At 66.1% G+C, this 19,929-nt stretch carries 34 protein-coding genes; all 34 read right to left on the reverse strand.

Annotated elements, in window-relative coordinates:
- Window positions 1–140: 140 nt before the first annotated feature.
- Window positions 141–1,094, reverse strand: a complete 954-nt coding sequence (locus tag C3942_RS08280; protein ID WP_104229901.1) for an ABC transporter ATP-binding protein — start codon at window positions 1,092–1,094, stop codon at window positions 141–143.
- 212 nt (window positions 1,095–1,306) lie between these two features.
- On the reverse strand, window positions 1,307–2,182 hold the full coding sequence (locus C3942_RS08285; protein WP_104229902.1) for an ABC transporter permease subunit: 876 nt from the start codon (window positions 2,180–2,182) through the stop codon (window positions 1,307–1,309).
- A 229-nt stretch (window positions 2,183–2,411) separates the two neighbouring features.
- Complete coding sequence (gene oppB, locus C3942_RS08290) at window positions 2,412–3,335, reverse strand: oligopeptide ABC transporter permease OppB (RefSeq protein ID WP_104229903.1); 924 nt, start codon at window positions 3,333–3,335, stop codon at window positions 2,412–2,414.
- 124 nt (window positions 3,336–3,459) lie between these two features.
- A complete protein-coding gene (locus tag C3942_RS08295; RefSeq protein ID WP_243393546.1) occupies window positions 3,460–5,070 on the reverse strand; it encodes a peptide ABC transporter substrate-binding protein in 1,611 nt (536 codons plus the stop codon).
- Window positions 5,071–5,117: 47 nt separating this feature from the next.
- Complete coding sequence (locus tag C3942_RS08300) at window positions 5,118–6,023, reverse strand: EamA family transporter (protein ID WP_104229904.1); 906 nt, start codon at window positions 6,021–6,023, stop codon at window positions 5,118–5,120.
- A 181-nt stretch (window positions 6,024–6,204) separates the two neighbouring features.
- Complete coding sequence (rplQ, locus tag C3942_RS08305; protein ID WP_104229905.1) at window positions 6,205–6,600, reverse strand: 50S ribosomal protein L17; 396 nt, start codon at window positions 6,598–6,600, stop codon at window positions 6,205–6,207.
- Window positions 6,601–6,624: 24 nt separating this feature from the next.
- A complete protein-coding gene (locus C3942_RS08310) occupies window positions 6,625–7,605 on the reverse strand; it encodes a DNA-directed RNA polymerase subunit alpha (RefSeq protein ID WP_104229906.1) in 981 nt (326 codons plus the stop codon).
- A 34-nt stretch (window positions 7,606–7,639) separates the two neighbouring features.
- A complete protein-coding gene (gene rpsD / locus C3942_RS08315) occupies window positions 7,640–8,260 on the reverse strand; it encodes a 30S ribosomal protein S4 (RefSeq protein WP_104229907.1) in 621 nt (206 codons plus the stop codon).
- Window positions 8,261–8,281: 21 nt separating this feature from the next.
- Window positions 8,282–8,680 carry a 30S ribosomal protein S11 gene (rpsK, locus tag C3942_RS08320; RefSeq protein WP_104229908.1) on the reverse strand — a complete coding sequence of 133 codons (399 nt, stop codon included), beginning with the start codon at window positions 8,678–8,680 and terminating at the stop codon, window positions 8,282–8,284.
- Window positions 8,681–8,698: 18 nt separating this feature from the next.
- Complete coding sequence (gene rpsM / locus C3942_RS08325; RefSeq protein WP_104229909.1) at window positions 8,699–9,070, reverse strand: 30S ribosomal protein S13; 372 nt, start codon at window positions 9,068–9,070, stop codon at window positions 8,699–8,701.
- 75 nt (window positions 9,071–9,145) lie between these two features.
- Window positions 9,146–9,259 (reverse strand): 50S ribosomal protein L36, encoded by a 114-nt coding sequence (gene rpmJ, locus C3942_RS08330; RefSeq protein WP_104229910.1) that lies wholly within the window; start codon window positions 9,257–9,259, stop codon window positions 9,146–9,148.
- A gap of 24 nt (window positions 9,260–9,283) precedes the next feature.
- On the reverse strand, window positions 9,284–10,627 hold the full coding sequence (gene secY / locus C3942_RS08335) for a preprotein translocase subunit SecY (protein WP_207766016.1): 1,344 nt from the start codon (window positions 10,625–10,627) through the stop codon (window positions 9,284–9,286).
- Window positions 10,628–10,650: 23 nt separating this feature from the next.
- Window positions 10,651–11,085: a 50S ribosomal protein L15 gene (gene rplO, locus C3942_RS08340; protein WP_104229912.1), complete on the reverse strand. Its 435-nt coding sequence runs from the start codon at window positions 11,083–11,085 to the stop codon at window positions 10,651–10,653.
- 3 nt (window positions 11,086–11,088) lie between these two features.
- Entirely contained in the window at window positions 11,089–11,277 is a 189-nt protein-coding gene (rpmD, locus tag C3942_RS08345) for a 50S ribosomal protein L30 (RefSeq protein WP_104229913.1), read from the reverse strand.
- A gap of 3 nt (window positions 11,278–11,280) precedes the next feature.
- A complete protein-coding gene (gene rpsE, locus C3942_RS08350; RefSeq protein ID WP_366516597.1) occupies window positions 11,281–11,796 on the reverse strand; it encodes a 30S ribosomal protein S5 in 516 nt (171 codons plus the stop codon).
- 3 nt (window positions 11,797–11,799) lie between these two features.
- A complete protein-coding gene (gene rplR, locus C3942_RS08355; protein WP_104229914.1) occupies window positions 11,800–12,156 on the reverse strand; it encodes a 50S ribosomal protein L18 in 357 nt (118 codons plus the stop codon).
- A gap of 23 nt (window positions 12,157–12,179) precedes the next feature.
- Window positions 12,180–12,710, reverse strand: coding sequence for a 50S ribosomal protein L6 (gene rplF / locus C3942_RS08360; RefSeq protein WP_104229915.1), 531 nt, complete (start codon window positions 12,708–12,710; stop codon window positions 12,180–12,182).
- Between the two features lie 11 nt (window positions 12,711–12,721).
- Window positions 12,722–13,117: a 30S ribosomal protein S8 gene (gene rpsH / locus C3942_RS08365; protein ID WP_104229916.1), complete on the reverse strand. Its 396-nt coding sequence runs from the start codon at window positions 13,115–13,117 to the stop codon at window positions 12,722–12,724.
- Window positions 13,118–13,129: 12 nt separating this feature from the next.
- The gene (gene rpsN, locus C3942_RS08370; RefSeq protein WP_104229917.1) at window positions 13,130–13,435 is read right to left on the reverse strand and encodes a 30S ribosomal protein S14; all 306 of its coding nucleotides are present in this window, start codon (window positions 13,433–13,435) and stop codon (window positions 13,130–13,132) included.
- Between the two features lie 9 nt (window positions 13,436–13,444).
- Window positions 13,445–13,984: a 50S ribosomal protein L5 gene (gene rplE, locus C3942_RS08375; RefSeq protein WP_104229918.1), complete on the reverse strand. Its 540-nt coding sequence runs from the start codon at window positions 13,982–13,984 to the stop codon at window positions 13,445–13,447.
- Between the two features lie 12 nt (window positions 13,985–13,996).
- Entirely contained in the window at window positions 13,997–14,311 is a 315-nt protein-coding gene (gene rplX / locus C3942_RS08380) for a 50S ribosomal protein L24 (protein ID WP_104229919.1), read from the reverse strand.
- A 12-nt stretch (window positions 14,312–14,323) separates the two neighbouring features.
- Window positions 14,324–14,689: a 50S ribosomal protein L14 gene (gene rplN, locus C3942_RS08385; RefSeq protein ID WP_104229920.1), complete on the reverse strand. Its 366-nt coding sequence runs from the start codon at window positions 14,687–14,689 to the stop codon at window positions 14,324–14,326.
- A 3-nt stretch (window positions 14,690–14,692) separates the two neighbouring features.
- Complete coding sequence (gene rpsQ, locus C3942_RS08390; protein WP_104229921.1) at window positions 14,693–14,965, reverse strand: 30S ribosomal protein S17; 273 nt, start codon at window positions 14,963–14,965, stop codon at window positions 14,693–14,695.
- A gap of 3 nt (window positions 14,966–14,968) precedes the next feature.
- Window positions 14,969–15,169, reverse strand: a complete 201-nt coding sequence (gene rpmC / locus C3942_RS08395; RefSeq protein WP_104229922.1) for a 50S ribosomal protein L29 — start codon at window positions 15,167–15,169, stop codon at window positions 14,969–14,971.
- On the reverse strand, window positions 15,169–15,582 hold the full coding sequence (rplP, locus tag C3942_RS08400) for a 50S ribosomal protein L16 (protein ID WP_104229923.1): 414 nt from the start codon (window positions 15,580–15,582) through the stop codon (window positions 15,169–15,171). Before rplP ends, rpmC begins: the two co-directional genes overlap by 1 nt.
- A gap of 18 nt (window positions 15,583–15,600) precedes the next feature.
- The gene (rpsC, locus tag C3942_RS08405; protein WP_104229924.1) at window positions 15,601–16,284 is read right to left on the reverse strand and encodes a 30S ribosomal protein S3; all 684 of its coding nucleotides are present in this window, start codon (window positions 16,282–16,284) and stop codon (window positions 15,601–15,603) included.
- Between the two features lie 11 nt (window positions 16,285–16,295).
- On the reverse strand, window positions 16,296–16,631 hold the full coding sequence (rplV, locus tag C3942_RS08410; RefSeq protein ID WP_436286236.1) for a 50S ribosomal protein L22: 336 nt from the start codon (window positions 16,629–16,631) through the stop codon (window positions 16,296–16,298).
- Window positions 16,632–16,640: 9 nt separating this feature from the next.
- Window positions 16,641–16,913 carry a 30S ribosomal protein S19 gene (rpsS, locus tag C3942_RS08415; RefSeq protein ID WP_104229926.1) on the reverse strand — a complete coding sequence of 91 codons (273 nt, stop codon included), beginning with the start codon at window positions 16,911–16,913 and terminating at the stop codon, window positions 16,641–16,643.
- 12 nt (window positions 16,914–16,925) lie between these two features.
- On the reverse strand, window positions 16,926–17,759 hold the full coding sequence (gene rplB, locus C3942_RS08420; RefSeq protein WP_104229927.1) for a 50S ribosomal protein L2: 834 nt from the start codon (window positions 17,757–17,759) through the stop codon (window positions 16,926–16,928).
- Window positions 17,760–17,771: 12 nt separating this feature from the next.
- Window positions 17,772–18,077, reverse strand: a complete 306-nt coding sequence (gene rplW, locus C3942_RS08425; protein ID WP_104229928.1) for a 50S ribosomal protein L23 — start codon at window positions 18,075–18,077, stop codon at window positions 17,772–17,774.
- A complete protein-coding gene (gene rplD, locus C3942_RS08430) occupies window positions 18,074–18,679 on the reverse strand; it encodes a 50S ribosomal protein L4 (RefSeq protein WP_104229929.1) in 606 nt (201 codons plus the stop codon). The genes rplW and rplD overlap by 4 nt, the downstream gene beginning before the upstream one ends.
- Window positions 18,680–18,701: 22 nt before the next feature.
- Window positions 18,702–19,340, reverse strand: coding sequence for a 50S ribosomal protein L3 (gene rplC / locus C3942_RS08435; protein ID WP_104229930.1), 639 nt, complete (start codon window positions 19,338–19,340; stop codon window positions 18,702–18,704).
- Between the two features lie 12 nt (window positions 19,341–19,352).
- Window positions 19,353–19,670 carry a 30S ribosomal protein S10 gene (gene rpsJ, locus C3942_RS08440; protein WP_104229931.1) on the reverse strand — a complete coding sequence of 106 codons (318 nt, stop codon included), beginning with the start codon at window positions 19,668–19,670 and terminating at the stop codon, window positions 19,353–19,355.
- A gap of 136 nt (window positions 19,671–19,806) precedes the next feature.
- On the reverse strand, window positions 19,807–19,929 hold a 123-nt coding region (locus C3942_RS08445; RefSeq protein ID WP_494546241.1), incomplete at its 5' end, for an EF-Tu C-terminal domain-related protein.

The raw sequence follows: 19,929 nt of genomic DNA on the forward strand, positions 1-19,929 counted from the left end.
TCGCCCCGCGATTGATGTTTGTGTCCGGAATCTATCGGGAATCGCGTTGCGGAATCAACCTGAGCTAAGTCCGGCAAGCGGTGGTGCCGCCTGCATTTGCCCGGCCGCAGCCTCCCGGGCCGGAAGGGCCTGGCGGCCGTTCAGCCGGCGTGGCAGGCGCGCAGCACGCCGCCGGGACGCTCGACCACGGCAGGCCGGCGTGAGCAGGCCTCGAAGGCCTGGGGGCAGCGCGGCTGGAAGGGGCAGCCGGGGGGCAGCCTCAGCAGGTCGGGAGGCGTTCCCGGTATCGCCGCCAGCGGTACGTCCAGCGGCGAATCCAGCGCCGGTCGCGAGTCCAGCAGGCCGCGGGTGTAGGGGTGGCCGGGACGGGACAGCAGCTGCGCCGTAGGGCCGCTTTCCATCAGCTGGCCGGCGTACATCACCAGCGTGCGCTCGCAGAGCTCGCCGACGATGCCGAGGTCATGGGTGATCAGCATCACCGCCACGCCGAACTCGCGGCGCAGCTCGCCCAGCAGTTCCAGGATCTGGGCCTGCACGGTCACGTCCAGCGCCGTGGTGGGCTCGTCGGCGATCAGCAGGCGCGGCCGGCACAGCAGGGTCATGGCGATCATCACGCGCTGGCGCATGCCGCCGGACAGCTCGTGCGGGTATTGCGAGAGCCGCCGCGCGGCATCGGGAATGCGCACCGCCTCCAGCATGCGCGCGGACTCCGCCAGGCCCGCCACCTGGTTCATGCCGCGATGCTGCACCAGCACCTCGGCCATCTGCGTGCCGACCGTCAGGTAGGGATTGAGGCTGGTCATGGGGTCCTGGAACACCATGCCGATCTGCGCGCCGCGGATGCGGTTCATCTGCGCCGGCTTCAGCCCCAGCAGGTCCTGGCCGTCGAAGCGGATGCGGCCGCGTACCGTGGCATTGCGCGCCAGCAGGCCCATGATCGCCATCGCGGTCTGCGACTTGCCGGAGCCGGACTCGCCCACCACGCCCAGCGCCTCCCCTGCCCCGACTTCCAGCGACAGGCCGTTGACCGCCCGCAACTCGCCCTCCGGCGTGCGGAAGCTGATTTCGAGGTTGTCGACTTCGAGCAGGGCCATGGTCTACCTGCGTCCGCGGATGTCTTGCCTCTGACCCCGGGAGAAGTCGGGGCGTTGGCGGCAAAGCCGCCCAGGTGTTCCCTTGAGCGACGGGTGAGGGACGCCCCGGCCGCCGGCACGGCACTCGGGGCGACCGGCGTCTCTTACCCCTGCCCCTCTCCCGGAGGAAGCAGGGTACAGCGGGCCCTTGGCGTGCGTGGCTGGCATATCCCTCATCGATCCTTCGGATCCAGCGCGTCGCGCAGGCCGTCACCCAGGAAGTTGAAGCACAGCAGCGTCACCGCCAGGAAACTGGCCGGGAACAGCAGCGGCCAGATCGTGGCCTCCATCTCGCGCGCGCCGTCGTTGACCAGCGCGCCCCAGCTGGTCATGGGCTCCTGCACGCCCAGGCCGAGGAAGCTGAGGAAGGACTCCACCAGGATCACCTGCGGAATCGTCAGCGTGGCGTAGACCACCACCACCCCCATCAGGTTGGGCACGATGTGGCGCCGGATGATCTGCCCGGGCGGCGTGCCGGAGACGATGGCGGCGTCGATGAACTCGCGGCGGCGCAGCGACAGGGTCTGGCCGCGCACGATGCGCGCCATGTCCAGCCAGTTGACCGCGCCGATCGCCACGAAGATCAGCAGCAGGTGGCGCCCGAACAGCACCATCAGCAGGATCACGAAGAACATGAACGGCAGCGCGTAGAGCACGTCCACCACGCGCATCATCACCTGGTCCAGCCGGCCGCCGTAGTAGCCGGCGATGGCGCCGTAGGCCACGCCGATCAGGAGCGACACCAGGGTGGAGACGATGCCCACCATCAGCGAGATGCGCCCGCCCACCAGGGTGCGGGAGAACAGGTCGCGGCCGACGCTGTCGGTGCCGAAGACGTGTCCGTCGTGCAGCGTCGGGGCGGCGCCCCACTGGCCGTCGAAGTCGATCTCATCGTAGGCATGGGGGCTGAACAGCGGGCCGACCAGGATCGCCAGCAGCAGCAGCGCCAGCACGCCGCCGGCCACCAGGGCCGCCCGGTTGTGGCGCAGGCGCCGCCAGGCGTCCTGCCAGAGGCTCCTTCCCGCCACGGGTTGGGGAAGATGGCTCATAGCGGCGCGAGCAGCGTGGGTGAGGCGATGCGCTGTGGCGATGCGTGGAATCGCATCGCCTGCGTCGCCGAACGCCCGGCCATGGATGGCCGGGCCGGGCTTGGATGGACGCACTGAGGTCCCGCCACGGACGGCGCCCCGGCCTCGTCCCGCATCGGGGATCCTGGCGTCGTGAGCCGGCGCAGGCATGAGTTCCCCCTGCCCGTGCCAATGGCAAGCATGTTCGCGCTCATTCCACCCTCACCCGCGGATCGAGCGCGCCGTATAGCAAGTCGACCAGGAAGTTGAACAGCACGATCAGCAGGCCGTAGAAGATCACCACCCCCAGCACCAGGGTGTAGTCGCGGTTGATCGCGGCCTGCACGAAATAGCGCCCCAGGCCCGGAATGCCGAAGATCTGCTCGATCACCACCGAGCCGGTGATCACGCCCGCCGCGGTGGGGCCGAGGAAGGACAGGATCGGCATCATCGCCGGCTTGAGGGCATGCCGCAGGATCACCTGGCGCTCCGGCAGGCCCTTGGCGCGCGCCGTGCGGATGAAGTTGGAGCGCAGCACCTCGATCATCGATCCGCGCATCAGTCGCGCGATATAGGCGATCTGCGGCAGCGCCAGCGCCAGCACCGGCATCAGCATGTCCAGGTAGCGCCCCTGCTCCCAGCCGCCGGCCGGCAGCCAGTGCAGCGTCACCGCGAACAGCAGGATCATCAGCGGCGCGATGACGTAGCTGGGCAGCGAGATGCCGGCCATCGACAGGGTCATCACCGACCAGTCGCCGAGGCGGTTCTGCCGCATCGCCGCCCAGATGCCGGCGGAGCCGCCGACCAGCAGCGCCAGCAGCATGCTCAGCAGGCCGATCGTCAGCGACACCGGGAAGCCCTGCGCGATCAGCTCGGTCACCGAGAAGCCGGCGTACTGGAACGAGGGCCCCAGGTCGCCGCGCGCCAGCCCGCCCATGTAGCGCAGGTACTGCTGCCACAGCGGCTCGTCCAGGTGGTAGGCCGCGTTGATCGCCGCCTCGATTTCCGGCAGCAGCGAGCGCTCCTTGTCGAAGGGGCCGCCCGGGGCGATGCGCATCATGAAGAAGGCCAGCGTGATCAGCACGAGCAGGGTCGGGATCGAGGCCAGCAGGCGGCGCATCGCGAACCTCAACACGGCCCGATCTCCGTACGGGAGCGAGCTCGTGACCAGCGGAAATCCCCGTGGGACCCGCGATCACGGGCACGGGTGTCGCCGGCAAGCCGGCTCCTGCAATTGCGGGGACGGGTGAAAGCCATGGTCAATAGCCCTCGATCCGCATGTCCCTGGAATAGTGGTAGTCCAGGATGTTGTCCTGCCACTGCTTCACCCAGGGCTTCACCAGATTCTTGCTGACGTAGAAGGTCAGCGGAATGTACGGCAGCTCCGACAGCAGGATCCGCTCCGCCTCCTCCAGCATCGCGCGGCGGCGCCCCGCGTCGGTCTCGGCCGCGGCCATCGCCAGCAGCGCGTCGTAGCGCGGGTTGCCCCAGCCGGTATCGTTCTGGCCGTGAGTGCTGTGCATGATGTCCAGGAAGGTGGTGGCGTCGTTGTAGTCGCCGATCCAGGCGGAGCGGAACACCTCGGTCTTCTTCTTCAGCTTGCGCGTGTTGAGGAAGACCTTCCACTCCTCGTTGGCCAGCGTGCTCTTCACGCCCAGCCACTGCTTCCACATCGCCGCCACGACCACCGCCATGCGCTTGTTGTTCTCGCTGGTGTTGTAGCGGATCTCCACCTCGGCCGGGTTGTCCTGCGAGTAGCCGGCCTCGGCGTAGAGCTTGCGCGCCAGCGCCAGGCGCTGCGCCTGCGTCCATTTCGCCTCCGGCGGCGTCTGCGGCACCACGCCCTCGGTACCCGGCGGGATCCAGCCGTAGGCCGGTATCGAGAGCGTGTAGAGCACCTTGTCCACGATCACGTCGCGGTCGATCGCCAGGCTCAGGGCCTGGCGCAGCTTGAGGTTGTCCTTGAACGGCGGGCGGGTGACGTTGTAGCCGAAGTAGGAGATGCCGAGGTACGGCCCCATCTTCAGTTCGCCCTTCAGGTTCTGCCGGATCCAGGGCGTCAGCACCGCCGGGTAGCCGGTAGCCCAGTCCAGGTCGCCCGCGCGGTAGGCCTTCAGCTCCGAGTTCACGTCCTCGGTGGAGTAGAAGACCACCGTGTCGATATGCGTGTTGGCGTTGTTCCAGTAGTAGCGGTTGCGCTTGAGGCGCACGTGCGACTGCACCACCCACTGGTCCAGCATGTAGGCGCCGTTGCAGACCATGTGGCCGGGCCGCGCGAACTGGTCGCCGTGCCTGGCGAAGCTGGGCCGGTGGATCGGAAAGGTGGTGGTGTGCGACAGCATGCCCAGCAGGTAGGGCGTCGGACCGCGCAGGCGCAGCAGCAGCGTGTGGTCGTCCACCGCTTCCACGCCCAGGGCCTCCGGCGGCTTCTTGCCGGTGACCACCTCCGGGCCGTTGAGCAGCGGCTCCAGCATCTGGGCATAGCTGGAGCCGGTCTTGGGGTCCGCCGCCCGGCGCAGGCCGGCGACGAAGTCCTCCGCCACCACCGGGTCGCCGTTGGACCAGCGCGCCTGCGGCCGCAGGAAGAAGATGTACTCCAGGCCGTCAGGGCTGATCTGCCAGCGCTCGGCCGCGCCCGGCACGGTCTGCCCGGTCGGCGAGACGTTGGTCAGCCCCTCGCAGAGGTCGCGCACGATGCGCGATCCGTCCACCGTCTCCGTCTTGTGCGGGTCCAGGGTCTGGGGCTCCGCGCCGTTGCCGATGCGCAGCACGTTGCCCGCCGGCCCCGCCGCCTGCAGCGGCCACGCCAGCACCAAGGCCAGGCAGGCCAGGCCATGGCGGACGCGCTTGCGGAGGGGATCGGAGAGCATCGTGATATATTATTGAATATTGTATTTACGATTAATTAATAATCACATCATGCCGGACTCGCCGGCTTGGGCTTGCGCGAGGCCAGCGTCACCAGCACGACGCCGGCCAGGATCACGCCGGTGCCCAGCCACTGCATCGGCGACAGCTGCTCGCCCACCAGGGCCCAGCCCAGCACCACGGCCACCGCAGGATTGACGTAAGCATAGGTGCCGAGCACGGCCGGCGTCACCTGCTGCACCAGCCAGAAATAGGCGCCATAGGCGACGCAGGAGCCGAACAGCATCAGGTACAGCAGCATCCATGCCGCCGACGGCGTCAGGTGCCAGCGCGGCAGCTCGCCGGAAGCCAGCCCGATGCCGGACATCAGGCTGCCGGCGATCAGCATCTGCAGGGCGGCGCCCGCCCAGGCGCTGCAGTCCGGCGGGTGGCGCCGCAGGTACACCGAGCCCACGCCCCAGGCCATGGCGGCCCCCAGCAGGGCGGCGTAGCCCAGGGGCGGGGCCGCGCGCAACTGGATGCCGCCGCCGACCAGCACGGCCACGCCGGCGAAGCCCACCGCCAGCCCGATGACGCTGCTGCGGCCGATGGGCTCCCCCCGGAGGCCGAAGGTCCCGAACCAGGCGATCCACAGCGCGCTGGTGGCCACGATCAGGGCGGCCTGGTTGGACTCCACCCACTGCTCGGCCCAGGTCACCAGGCCATTGCCGGCTACCAGCATGGTGACGGCCGCCAGCCCGATGCTGCGGTAGTCCCGCCAGCGCGTGGGCAGCTTCTGGCCGCGGCTCCAGGCCCAGAGCAGCATCAGCAGGCCCGCGCCCAGGAAGCGGCTGCCGGCAAACAGGAAGGGCGGCAGGTCGCGCACGCCGACCCGGATCGCCAGATACGTGGAGCCCCAGACGAGATAGACCGTGGCCAGGGCCAGGGCGACGGCGGAATTGCGGGACATGTTCATCAGGATACCCTCATGGGAACCCTAGGGCCTGTCGGCGCTGCCACGGTCGCCGCGGCGGAGGCCGCCTGGGCGCGGGCACCGCAACGATTGCGGCAGCGCTGGCAGGCCCTTCGGACGCCCGGAAACGGCAAAGGGCGCCCCCAGGGCGCCCTTTGCGAAGTCAGGAAAGACTTTGACTGCTTTAGGCGGCAGGAGCCTCGGCCGGAGCGGCTTCGCCGCGCGGACGGTCGACGAGCTCGACGTAGGCCATCGGGGCGTCGTCACCGGCGCGGAAGCCGCAGCGGAGAATTCGCAGATAGCCGCCCGGGCGCTTGGCGTAGCGCGGGCCGATCTCGGTGAACAGCTTGGTCACCGCATCGCGGTCGCGCAGGCGCGAGAACACCACGCGGCGGTTGGCCAGGGTATCGGCCTTGGCGCGGGTGATCAGCGGCTCGGCCACGCGGCGCAGTTCCTTCGCCTTGGGCACCGTGGTCTTGATCAGTTCATTCTTGATCAGCGCAACCGTGATGGCCTGCATCGTGGCCTTGCGGTGGCTGGGGCTACGGCCGAACGCGCGGCCAGACATTCCGTGACGCATGGTACTTATCCTTTAAATGCTTCTTCAGGCGGGCGTCTTGGGCGACGACCAGTTGTCGAGCTTCATTCCCAGCTCGAGGTCGTGCGCCTTCAGCGCTTCCTTGATCTCGTTCAGCGACTTCTTGCCCAGGTTCGGCGTCTTCATCAGCTCCATCTCGGTGCGCTGCACCAGATCGCCGATGTAGTAGACGTTCTCGGCCTTGAGGCAGTTGGCCGAACGCACGGTGAGTTCCAGATCGTCGATCGGGCGGAACAGGATCGGCGACAGGTCCTTCTTGCCCGGGGCGGCGGCGGCCTGGGCGGCTTCCGCCTCCAGGTCGACGAACACGGCCAGCTGGTCACGCAGGATGCGGGCCGACAGGCGCACGGCTTCCGCCGCGTCGATGCCGCCGTTGGTGTCCACGTCCAGGATCAGCTTGTCCAGGTCGGTGCGCTGGGCCACGCGGGCGCGCTCGACGGCGTAGCTGACGCGGCGCACCGGGCTGTAGCTGGCGTCCAGCTTCAGCACGCCGATGCCGCGGGTTTCCTCGTCGCGCACCACGCTGGCAGCCGGCACATAGCCGCGGCCGCGGGTGACCTTGAGGGTCATGTTCAGCTTGCCGCCGGTCAGGTGCGCCAGCACCAGGTCCGGGTTCACGATCTCGACGTCGTGATCCAGCTGGATGTCGCCGGCGGTGACCACGCCCTTGCCCGACTTCTCGAGACGCAGGGTGGCTTCTTCGCGGGCGTGCATGCGGATCGCGATGTTCTTGATGTTCAGCAGGATGTCGATGACGTCCTCCTGGACGCCTTCGACCGCGCTGTACTCGTGCACGACACCGTCGATCTGCACTTCGGTGATCGCCGCGCCCGGGATGGACGACAGCAGGATGCGGCGCAGGGCATTGCCCAGCGTATGGCCGAAGCCACGCTCCATGGGTTCGAGGGTGACGCGCGCACGATGGGCGGAAACGGCTTCCACCTCGATGAGGCGCGGCTTCAGCAGGTCGGCAATCACATTCTGCATGCGGGATACTTCCTCGGCTTATGCGGCCGGTGAATTACTTGGAGTACAACTCGACGACGAGCTGCTCGTTGATGTCCGGCACGATCTGGTCACGCGTCGGGACAGCCTTGAAAGTGCCCTTCAGGCCCTTCTCGTCGACATCGACCCAGTCCGGCATGCCGGCCTGCGAGGCGATCGACAGGGACTCGGCCACGCGGCTCTGGTTGCGGGACTTCTCGCGGATCTCGACCACATCGCCGACCTGCACCTGGTAGGACGGAATGTTGACCGGCTTGCCGTTGACCAGAACGGCCTTGTGGCCGACCAGCTGGCGCGACTCGGAACGCGTGCGGCCGAAGCCCATGCGGTAGACGACGTTGTCCAGGCGGCTTTCCAGCATCTGCAGCAGGATCAGGCCGGTGGAGCCCTTCTTGGACGACGCCTTGAGGTAGTAGTTGCGGAACTGCTTCTCGAGCACGCCGTACATCTGCTTCAGCTTCTGCTTTTCACGCAGCTGCAGCGCGTAGTCGGACAGGCGCGGCTTGACGGCGCCGTGCTGACCGGGGCGGGTTTCGAGCTTGCACTTGCTGTCCAGCGAGCGGGCGCGCGACTTGAGCAGCAGGTCGGTGCCGGCGCGGCGGGAAAGCTTGCACTTGGGGCCAATGTAACGAGCCATGAGGTAGTCTCCGGGAGCGGCTTACACGCGGCGGCGCTTGGGCGCGCGGCAGCCGTTGTGCGGAATCGGGGTCACGTCGGTGATGTTGACGATCTTGAAGCCGGCGGCGTTCAGCGCACGCACGGCGGACTCGCGGCCGGGGCCGGGGCCCTTCACCAGCACTTCGACGTTCTTCACGCCGTGCTCGGCGGCAGCCTGGGCGGCCTTGTCGGCAGCGACCTGGGCGGCGAACGGGGTGGACTTGCGCGAGCCCTTGAAGCCGGCGGCGCCCGCCGTGCTCCAGGAGATCGCATTGCCCTGGCGATCGGTGATCAGGATGATCGTGTTGTTGAACGAGGCGTGGATGTGGGCCACGGCATCGGTCACGTTCTTCTTGACCTTCTTGCGCTTGGCGGCGGCGGCGTTGTTCTGGGTAGCCATATCAGGTTCCGGGCGCTATCAGGTGGTCTTCTTCATCGCGACCGTGCCACGGCGCGGACCCTTGCGGGTACGGGCGTTGGTACGGGTGCGCTGGCCACGGACCGGCAGACCGCGACGGTGGCGGGTGCCACGGTAGCAGCCCAGGTCGATCAGGCGCTTGATGCTCATCGACACTTCGCGGCGCAGGTCGCCTTCCACGATGTACTTGCCGACCTCGGCGCGCAGCTTGTCCAGCTCGCCTTCCGTCAGCGTGCGAATCTGCACAGTGGGATCAATCCCCGCGGCCACGCAGATCTTGCGCGAGCGGGTCTTGCCGATGCCGTAGATCGCCGTGAGGGCGATGACGGTGTGCTTCCTATCCGGGATGTTGACACCCGCGATACGTGCCATACGCGAAACTCCTAGTACAACTTATGCCAATAGCGCGAAAAAGGGCGCGATTCTACTGATATTTAACCGAAAAAATCAACCCTGACGCTGCTTGTGGCGGGGGTCCGAGCACAGGATGCGGACCACCCCGTTGCGGCGTACCACCTTGCAGTTGCGGCAGATTTTCTTGACCGAAGCGCGGACTTTCATGATTTGACTCTCAAATTTGCCGGATCAGCGTGCCGACGACGGACCCAGGGACTTCAGATTGGCCTTTTTCATCAGGCCTTCGTACTGGTGGGACATCAGGTGCGCCTGCAGCTGCGCCATGAAGTCCATCACCACGACCACGGTGATCAGCAGCGAGGTGCCGCCGAAATAGAACGGGATGCCGCTCACGAAGCTGCGCAGGATCTCGGGGAACAGGCACACCGCCAGGATGTACGCGGCGCCGGCGACCGTCAGGCGGGTCAGCACGGTGTCGATGTACTTGGCCGTCATCACGCCCGGACGCACGCCCGGGATGAAGGCGCCCGACTTCTTCAGGTTCTCCGCCGTCTCGCGCGAGTCGAACACCAGCGCGGTGTAGAAAAAGCAGAAGAACACGATCAGCAGGCCGTACAGCAGCGTGTACAGGGGCTGGCCCGGCGACAGGGCGTTGGCGACCTGCTGCAGGAAGCCGCCCTGGGCATCGTCACCGAAGAACTGCACCAGCGAGGCCGGGAACAGGATCAGCGAGGAAGCGAAGATCGGCGGGATCACGCCCGACATGTTCAGCTTCAGCGGCAAGTGCTGGGTCTGGGCGGCGAACACCTTGCGGCCCTGCTGGCGGCGGGCGTGGTGCACCGGGATGCGGCGCTGGGCGCGCTCCACGTAGACCACGAACCAGGTCACCAGGACCACGGCCACCAGCACCAGCAGCACGACGAAGCCGCTGATGGAGCCCTCGCTGACCAGCTGGGCGGTCGACGCCAGGGCGCGGGGGAAGCCCGCCACGATGCCGGCGAAGATCAGCATGGAGATGCCGTTGCCGATGCCTCGCTCGGTGATCTGCTCGCCGAGCCACATCAGGAACATGGTGCCGGTCACCAGGGACACCGTCGCGGTGAACAGGAAGCCGAAGCCGGCGTTGATCGCCACGCCCGACTTCTGCAGCGCGATGGCGGCGCCCACGGACTGGAACAGCGCCAGGACCAGGGTGCCGTAGCGGGTGTACTTGGTGATCGTGCGGCGGCCGGACTCCCCCTCCTTCTTCAGCTCCTTGAGCTGCGGAACGACGGCGGCCATCAGCTGCACGATGATCGAGGCCGAGATGTACGGCATCACGCCCAGGGCAAAGATCGACAGGCGCTCGAGCGAACCGCCCGAGAACATGTTGAACATGTCCAGGATCGTGCCCTTGGACTGGTTGAACAGCGCCGTCAGCTGGGCAGGATCGATGCCCGGCACCGGGATGTAGCTGCCGATGCGGAACACGATGATGGCGCCCAGCAGGAACAGCAGACGGCTACGGACTTCCCCGATCTTGGAGAGGTCCGGGACCATCGATCCCGCCGGCATGCCTGGTGCTTTCGCCATGTGTTTCTCGGTTGGTACCGAACTTACTCGCTGATCGTGCCGCCGGCGGCGGTCACGGCCTCACGGGCGCCCTTGGTGACCAGGATGCCCTTGAGGGTGACGGCGCGGGTCAGCTCGCCCGACTTGATGACCTTGGCGGTCTGCACGTTGGCGCCGACCACGTTCTTGGCCTTCAGCACGGCCAGGTCGATCTCGGCGACGTCGAGCTTGTTCAGCTCCGACAGGCGCACTTCGGCGGTCAGGCCGATCAGCGGGGAGTTGAAGCCGCGCTTGGGCAGGCGACGCTGGATCGGCATCTGGCCGCCCTCGAAGCCTAGCTTGTTGTAGCCGCCCGAACGGGCGTGCTGGCCCTTGTGGCCGCGGCCGGCGGTCTTGCCCAGGCCCGAGCCGATGCCGCGGGCAACGCGGGTCTTGGCCTTCTTGGCGCCCTTGGCCGGCTTGATGGTGTTGAGCTTCATGGCTTACTTGACCTCTTCCACGCGGAACATGTGGGAAGACTTGTTGATCATGCCCAGGTTTTCCGGGGTGGCGCTGACCACCACGGACTGGTGCGGCTTGGTCAGGCCCAGGCCGTGCACATTGTTCTTGTGCATCGCCAGCTTCTTGGCGAGGCTCTTGATCAGGGTGACTTTGAGCTGCTTGGTCGCCATGGCTTATCCCAGGATCTCTTCGACCGTCTTGCCGCGCTTGGCCGCAATCTCGGACGGGATGTTCATCTTCTGCAGTGCGTCCATCGTGGCACGCACCAGGTTGATCGGATTGCGCGAACCCAGGGCCTTGGCCAGGATGTTCTGCACGCCGGCTACTTCGAACACGGCGCGCATGGCGCCGCCGGCGATCACGCCGGTACCGTCGGAGGCGGGACGCAGGAACACCTTGGCGGCGCCGTGCTGGCCCCAGATCTCGTGCTGCACGGTCAGGCCGCGCAGGGAGACGGTGATCATGTTCTTGCGGGCCTGGTCCATCGCCTTGGCGATGGCGGCCGGCACTTCACGGGCCTTGCCGTAGCCGAAGCCGACGCGGCCATTGCCGTCGCCGACCACGGTCAGCGCGGTGAAGGCGAACTGCTTGCCGCCCTTGACCGTCTTGGACACGCGGTTGACGGCGACCAGCTTCTCCTTGAAGTCGCTGCCCGACTGCGAATCGTCGTAGTTCATGTGCTGTGCCATGTCTTAGAACTCCAGGCCGGCTTCGCGCGCGGCATCGGCCAGCGCCTTGACGCGGCCGTGATACTTGAAACCGGAACGGTCGAAGGCGACCTTGCTGATGCCCTTGGCCTTGGCGCGCTCGGCGATCGTGGCGCCAACCTTCTTGGCGGCCTCGACGTTGCCGGTGCCCTCGAGAGCGGAGGCCAGCTCCTTCTCGACGGTGGAAGCGGCGACCACGGTCTCGGACACGCCCGGCGCGATGATCTGCGCGTAGATGTGGCGGGGCGTACGGTGAATCGTCAGGCGATGCACGCCCAGCTCGCGGATGTGGGAGCGGACACGGCGCGCGCGGCGCAGGCGGATTTGGTTCTTGTCTTTCATGACGGTCTCTGTTCAGCCAGGCCTTACTTCTTCTTGGCTTCCTTGAGGATGACCTTCTCGGTCGAGTACCGCACGCCCTTGCCCTTGTACGGCTCAGGCGGACGGAAGCCGCGGATGTCGGCGGCCACCTGGCCAACCATCTTCTTGTCGGCGCCCTTGATGATGATCTCGGTCTGGCTCGGCGTTTCCACCGTGATGCCTTCCGGGATCGGGTAGGCGACCGGGTGCGAGAAGCCCAGCGACAGGTTCACGACCTTGCCGGCGGTGGCGGCGCGGTAGCCGACGCCGACCAGCTGCAGCTTCTTCTCGTAGCCCTTGCTGACGCCGATGACGGCGTTGTTCAGCAGCGCGCGGAAGGTGCCCGCCTGCATGTTGTCGGCCTTGACGGACTCCGACTTCACGGTGACGGTGTCGCCCTGCACGTCGATCTCGACGGCCTTGGGAACGTTGATGGTCAGGCTGCTCTTGGCACCCTTGACGGTGAGCAGGCCGGCAGCTGCCGAGACCTGGATACCGGCCGGCAGCTTCACCGGCATTTTAGCGACGCGGGACATGTTCGTATTCCTTAGGCGACGATGCAGATCACCTCGCCACCCTGGCCGGCGGCGCGGGCCTTGCGGTCGCTGACGACGCCGCTCGGGGTGGAGATGATGGCGACGCCGAGACCGCCGAGGACCTTCGGCAGCTCGTCCTTGCTCTTGTACACGCGCAGGGCGGGCTTGGAGATGCGCTCGATGCGCTCGATCACCGGCTTGCCCTGGAAGTACTTCAGGGCGACGGTGATGGTCTTCTTGTTGCCTTCGGCGGCGACCTGGAAGTCGGCGATGTAGCCCTCGTCCTTCAGGACGTTGGCGATCGCTTCCTTGACCTTGGACGACGGCGAGGAAACCTGCTTCTTGTGCGCCGCCTGGCCGTTGCGGATGCGGGTCAGGAAGTCGGCGATGGGATCGGTCATGCTCATTTCGTTTGCCTCTTACCAGCTGGCCAGCTTCAGGCCCGGCACTTCGCCGCGCATCGCCGCTTCACGCAGCTTGTGACGCGTCAGGCCGAACTTGCGGTACACGCCACGGGTACGGCCCGTGAGCTTGCAGCGGTTGCGCTGGCGGGTCTTGGAGGAATCGCGCGGCAGCTTCTGCAGGGCGATCACGGCAGCGTCCTTCTCCTCGGGGGAGGCGGTGACGCTGGAGATCAGCTCCTTGAGCTTCGCACGCTTCTTGCCGTGCTTCGCGTTCAGCTTGGCGCGCTTGGTCTCGCGCTCGATCATGCTGGTCTTGGCCATGACGTTCTCTTACTTGCGGAACGGGAAGTTGAACGCGTCGAGCAGTGCCCTGCCCTGTTCGTCGGTCTTCGCCGTGGTGGTGATGGTGATGTTCATGCCGCGGGTCGCGTCGATCTTGTCGAACTCGATTTCCGGGAAGATGCCCTGCTCGGTGATGCCGAAGTTGAAGTTGCCGCGGCCGTCGAAGCCGCGAGCCGAGATGCCGCGGAAGTCGCGGATACGCGGCAGGGCGACGGTGATCAGGCGCTCCAGGAATTCGTACATCTTCTCGCGGCGCAGGGTGACCGTGACGCCCACCGGCATGTTCTCGCGGATCTTGAAGCCGGCGATGGCGATGCGCGAACGGGTCACCACCGGCTTCTGGCCGGCGATGGCGGTCATTTCGGCGACCGCGGTCTCGATGATCTTGCGATCGCTGGCGGCCTCGCCGACGCCCATGTTCAGGACGATCTTGGAGATGCGCGGCGTTTCCATCGCGCCGACACCGAGCTTCTTGGCGAGCTCGGGGGCGAGCTTCTCGCGGTACTGGGTTTGCAGAGTGGCAGTCATGGTTGCGGCCTATTAATCCACCAGTTCCTGGTTGGACTTGAAAACACGGACCTTGCGGTCGCCTTCGGTCTTGTAGCCGACGCGATCGCCCTTGCCGGCCTTGGCGTTCCACAGCATCACGTTGGACGCCTCGATCGGCATGGCCTTCTCGACGATGCCGCCCGCCACGCCAGCCTGCGGGTTGCCGCGCTGGTGCTTCTTGGCGACGTTGATGCCTTCAACGACGAGCTTGCCCTCGGCGACGAGCACCTGCTCGACCTTGCCGCGGCGACCCTTGTCCTTGCCGGTGATGACGACGACTTCGTCGCCCTTGCGAATCTTGCTCATTTCATCAGCCCCTTACAGCACTTCCGGCGCCAGCGACACGATCTTCATGAAGCGGTCGCGCAGTTCGCGCGTCACCGGCCCGAAGATACGGGTGCCCAGCGGCTCGTTCTTGTTGTTCAGCAGAACGGCGGCGTTGGTGTCGAAGCGGATCACCGAACCGTCGGCGCGCTTGATCGGGAAGCGGGTGCGGACGACGACGGCGTCGTGCACTTCGCCCTTCTTGACCTTGCCGCGGGGTATCGCGTCCTTGACCGTGACCTTGATCAGGTCGCCCACGCCGGCGTAGCGGCGGTAGGTCGAACCCTTGACCTGGATCACCTGCACCGTGCGCGCGCCGGAGTTGTCGGCGGCGACGAGGAAAGATTCCTGCTGGATCATGGCTTAGGCTCCGGCGCTCTGCAGCACTTCGACCAGGCGGAAGCGCTTGGTCGCCGACAGGGGACGCGTCTCGACGATGGCGACCAGGTCGCCCTCCTTGCAGACGTTCTTCTCGTCGTGGGCGCGCAGCTTGGTGGAGCGGCGCAGGGTCTTGCCGTACAGCGGATGGCGCTCGACGCGCTCAACCAGCACGGTGATGGTCTTGTCGCCCTTGTTGCTGACGACACGGCCGACCACGCGGTGGCCCTTGTTCTCGGTCTGGGTCTGGTCGGTCATGGCTTACTTCACCTGCTGGCGCATCAGCGTCTTCACCTGGGCGACCTTCTTGCGGGCGATCGTGATCAGGTGCGACTGGTTCTGCTGGCCGGTAGCCTTCTGCATGCGCAGGTTGAACTGCTCCTTGCGAAGGGCCACCAGCTCCTCTTTGAGCTCGTTCGCGCTCTTGGCGCGGAGAGACTTCAGATATTCCTGGGCTTTCATTACATGATCGTCCGGTTGACGAAGACGGTCTTGACGCAGAGCTTGGTGCCGGCGAGGCGGAAGGCCTCGCGGGCGGTCGCTTCGTCGACGCCTTCCATTTCGTACAGCATCTTGCCGGGCTGCACCTTGGCAACCCAGTACTCGACGTTGCCCTTACCGGAGCCCATGCGGACTTCCAGGGGCTTCTTGGTCACCGGCGCGTCCGGGAAGATGCGGATCCACACCTTGCCGCCACGCTTGACGTAGCGGGAGATGACGCGGCGGGCCGCTTCGATCTGGCGGGCGGTGATCATGCCGTGCTCGGTCGTCTTCAGGCCGAACTCGCCGAAGCTGACCTTGTTGCCGTTGAGCGCAAGGCCGCGGTTGCGACCCTTCTGCTGCTTGCGATACTTGGTGCGTTTTGGCTGCATCATGGCAGTCTTCTCCTAGTCTCAGGCAGCAGCCGCTTCCGCGGCTTCTTCCTTCTTGTCGGCGCGGGCGTCGTAGACCTCGCCGTTGAACACCCACACCTTGACACCGATGATGCCGTAGGTGGTCTTGGCTTCGGCCGTGGCGTAATCCACGTGAGCGCGCAGCGTATGGAGGGGCACGCGACCTTCGCGGTACCACTCGACGCGGGCGATCTCGGCGCCGTTCAGACGGCCGCTGACCTGGATCTTGATGCCGCCGGCGCCGATGCGCATGGCGTTCTGCACGGCGCGCTTCATGGCGCGACGGAACATGATGCGACGCTCGAGCTGCTGGGCCACGGACTCGGCGATCAGCTGCGAGTCGAGTTCCGGCTTGCGGATTTCCTCGACCGAGATGTGCACGACGTCAGCCTTCAGGCCCATCAGGCGGGCGACGTCCTGCTTCAGCTTCTCGATGTCCTCGCCCTTCTTGCCGATCACGATGCCGGGACGGGCGGTGTGGATCGTGACGCGGGCGGACTTCGCCGGGCGGTCGATCTGGATCTTCGAGACGGAGGCCTGGGCCAGCTTCTTCTTGAGGAAGTCGCGGACCTGGATGTCCTTCAGCAGGTTCTCGCCGTAGGCCTTGCGCTCGGCGTACCAGTTCGACACCCACTTGGTGGTGATGCCGAGGCGGAAGCCGTTGGGATTAACTTTGTGACCCATGAGTGTCTCTCTTACTCGTCCGTCACGCGGATGGTGATGTGGCTCGTCGGCTTGACGATACGGTCGGCGCGGCCCTTCGCGCGGGGCATGATGCGCTTGAGCACCGGACCCTCGTCGATGAAGATGGCCTTCAGCTTCAGCTCGTCCACGTCGGCGCCGTGGTTGTTCTCGGCGTTGGCGATGGCGGACTCGAGCACCTTGCGGATCAGACGCGCGGACTTGCGCGTGTTGAACTTCAGGATGTTCAGGGCCTCATCGACCTTCTTGCCGCGCACCAGGTCGGCGACGGCACGTGCCTTCTGCGGCGACAGGCGGACGAATTTCAGTACGGCTTGCGTTTGCATGATCGTGCTTCCTTAGCCCGCGGCCTTCTTGTCGCCGTGGCCCTTGAACGTACGGGTCGGAGCGAACTCGCCCAGCTTGTGGCCGATCATGTTGTCGGTGACGAACACCGGCATGTGCTGCTTGCCGTTGTGGACCTGGATGGTCAGGCCGATCATGTCCGGCGAGATCATCGAACGGCGCGACCAGGTCTTGATCGGCTTCTTGACGCGCTCACCCTGCACCTTCGCGACCTTCGCGAGCAGGTGATGATCGATGAACGGGCCCTTCTTGAGAGAACGTGCCATGACTGACCCTCGTTACTTCTTCTTGTGACGGCTACGCACGATGAACTTCTGCGTGCGCTTGTTGTTGCGGGTCTTGAGACCCTTGGTCTGCTGACCCCAAGGCGTGACCGGGTGCGGATTACCCTGGCCGGACTTGCCTTCGCCACCACCGTGCGGGTGGTCGACCGGGTTCATCACGACGCCGCGGACGGTCGGGCGGACGCCCTTCCAGCGCTTGGCACCGGCCTTGCCGTACTGGCGCAGGTTGTGCTCGTTGTTGCCGACTTCACCGACGGTGGCGCGGCACTCGGAGGGGACCTTGCGCATCTCGCCGGAACGCAGGCGGATGGTCGCGTAGTCGCCGTCGCGGGACACCAGCTGAACGGCGGCACCGGCGGAGCGGGCGATCTGCGCACCCTTGCCCGGACGCATCTCGACGCAGCACACGGTGGAGCCGGCCGGGATGTTGCGCAGCGGCAGGGCATTGCCCGGCTTGATCGCGGCATCGCTGCCGGACTGCACGGTGTCACCCACGGCCAGGCCGCGCGGAGCGATGATGTAGGCGCGCTCGCCGTCGGCATAGCACAGCAGGGCGATGTGCGCGCTGCGGTTCGGGTCGTACTCCAGGCGCTCGACCTTGGCGGGGATGCCGTCCTTGGTGCGCTTGAAGTCGATCACGCGGTACGACTGCTTGTGACCGCCGCCCTTGTGGCGGGTGGTCATGTGGCCGTTGTTGTTGCGGCCGCCCGTCGAGTTCTTCTTCTCGACCAGCGGGGCGTACGGTTCGCCCTTCCACAGGCCCGGCGTGACCACCTTGACCTGGTGGCGACGGCCCGGCGAGGTGGGCTTCATCTGAATGGTAGGCATGTCGGCGTCCCGTTAGGCGGCGGCGTTGCTGCCGACCAGGTCGATTTCCTGACCTTCGGCGAGCGTGACGTAGGCTTTCTTCCAGTCCGAGCGGCGGCCGGTGAACTGGCCGAAGCGCTTGTTCTTGCCCTTCATGACCAGCGTCTGCACGCCCGTCACCTTGACATTGAACAGCTTCTCGACCGCCTCGCGGATCTCAGCCTTCTCGGCATTGCGGGCGACCTTGAAGACGGCCTGGTTGCGCTTCTCGGCGACGCGGGTCGCCTTCTCGGAGATCACCGGCGCGAGGATGATCTGGTGCATGCGTTCGACGTTCATTGCAGCCACGCCTCCAGCTTCTTCACGGCGTCGGCCGTCATCAGCACCTTCTGGTGCCGCAGCAGCGCGACGGGGTTGAGGGCTTCGACGTCGCAGACCGCCACGGTGTGCAGGTTGCGCGAGGAAAGGAACAGGTTCTTGTCCAGCTCGCCGGTGACGATCAGGATGTCCTGGGTGCCGAGCTGCTCGAGCTGAGCAACCAGGCCCTTGGTCTTGATGGCGTCCACGGTGAAGGTCTCGGCGACCACGAGGTGACCCTGGCGGGCCAGCTCGGCGACGATCGAGCGCAGGGCGCCGCGATACATCTTGCGGTTGACCTTCTGCGAGTGATCACGCGGGACCGCCGCGAAGGTCTTGCCGCCGCCGCGCCACAGGGGCGAGCGGATCGAGCCGGCACGGGCGCGGCCCGAACCCTTCTGCTTCCAGGGCTTCTTGCCGCCGCCGGAGACTTCGCCCTTGGCGAGCTGGGCCTTGGTGCCCGCGCGGCCGGCCGCCATGTAGGCGGTCACGACCTGGTGGATCAGGCCTTCGTTGTACTCGGCGCCGAAGACGGCGTCGGAAACGGAGATTTTGTTGGCGCTATTGTGCAGTTGAATATCCATAGCCGTTTTTCCCCAGTGGGCCTTATGCCTTCACCGTGGGGCGCACGATGACATCGCCATTCGCAGCGCCCGGCACAGCCCCCTTGACCAGCAGGAGGTTGCGTTCCGCATCGATCTTCACCAGATCGAGGTTGAGAGCCGTCACACGTTCATTGCCCATGTGGCCGGCCATCTTCTTACCCTTGAACACGCGGCCGGGGCTCTGGCGCTGGCCGATAGAACCCGGCGAGCGGTGCGAGAGCGAGTTGCCGTGCGTCGCGCGACCACCGCCGAAGCCGTGACGCTTGATGACGCCGGCAAAACCCTTGCCGATGCTGGTGCCCGTGACATCCACGGCCTTGACGCCGTCGAACACGTTCACCTTGATTTCCGAACCCATCTGGAGGTCGGCGCCTTCGCCGTCGTCCAGACGAATTTCCCAGAGACCACGACCCGGAGCGACACCGGCCTTCTTGTAGATGCCGGTCAGCGCCTTGGAAACGCGGCTGGCCTTCTGCTCGCCCACGGCGACCTGCACGGCGCGATAGCCGTCGGTCTCCAGGGTCTTGACCTGAGTCACGCGGTTGGGCGTGCACTCGATCACCGTCACCGGGATGGACGCACCATCCGGGGTGAAGACGCGGGTCATGCCCGCCTTGCGTCCTACGATTGCAATCGTCATGTCCGTATCTCCTTAGTTCAGCGAGATCTGGACTTCGACGCCCGCAGGCAGGTCGAGCTTCGACAGCGCGTCCACGGTCTTTTCCGTGGGGTCGATGATCTGCATGAGCCGCTTGTGGGTGCGGATCTCGTACTGGTCACGCGCGCTCTTGTCGACGTGCGGGGAGGCGAGGACAGTGAAGCGTTCCTTGCGGGTCGGCAGCGGGATGGGCCCGCGCACGACGGCACCGGTGCGCTTTGCCGTTTCGACGATCTCGCGCGCAGACTTGTCGATCAGGCGGTGATCGAAAGCCTTGAGCCGGATGCGAATAGATTGGCTGGTCGCGGCCATGCTTGGTCTCAGGTCTTAAAGAACGTGGAACAAAAGGGGCGCGAATTATATTCGCGCCACCCGGGAAAGTAAACAGCTTTTCAAAAGGCTAGGGGCCGGGGGGCTGTTCGCCCCCGGGCCCCTGCCCTGCAACTTCTTAGGCCAGGATCTTGGTGACGACGCCGGCGCCGACGGTACGACCGCCCTCGCGGATGGCGAAACGAACACCCTCTTCCATGGCGATCGGGTTGATCAGCTCAACCGTCATCTGGACGTTGTC

Origin of the sequence: Solimonas fluminis, from assembly GCF_002930645.1 — a bacterium.
Lineage (GTDB): Bacteria > Pseudomonadota > Gammaproteobacteria > Nevskiales > Nevskiaceae > Solimonas_A > Solimonas_A fluminis.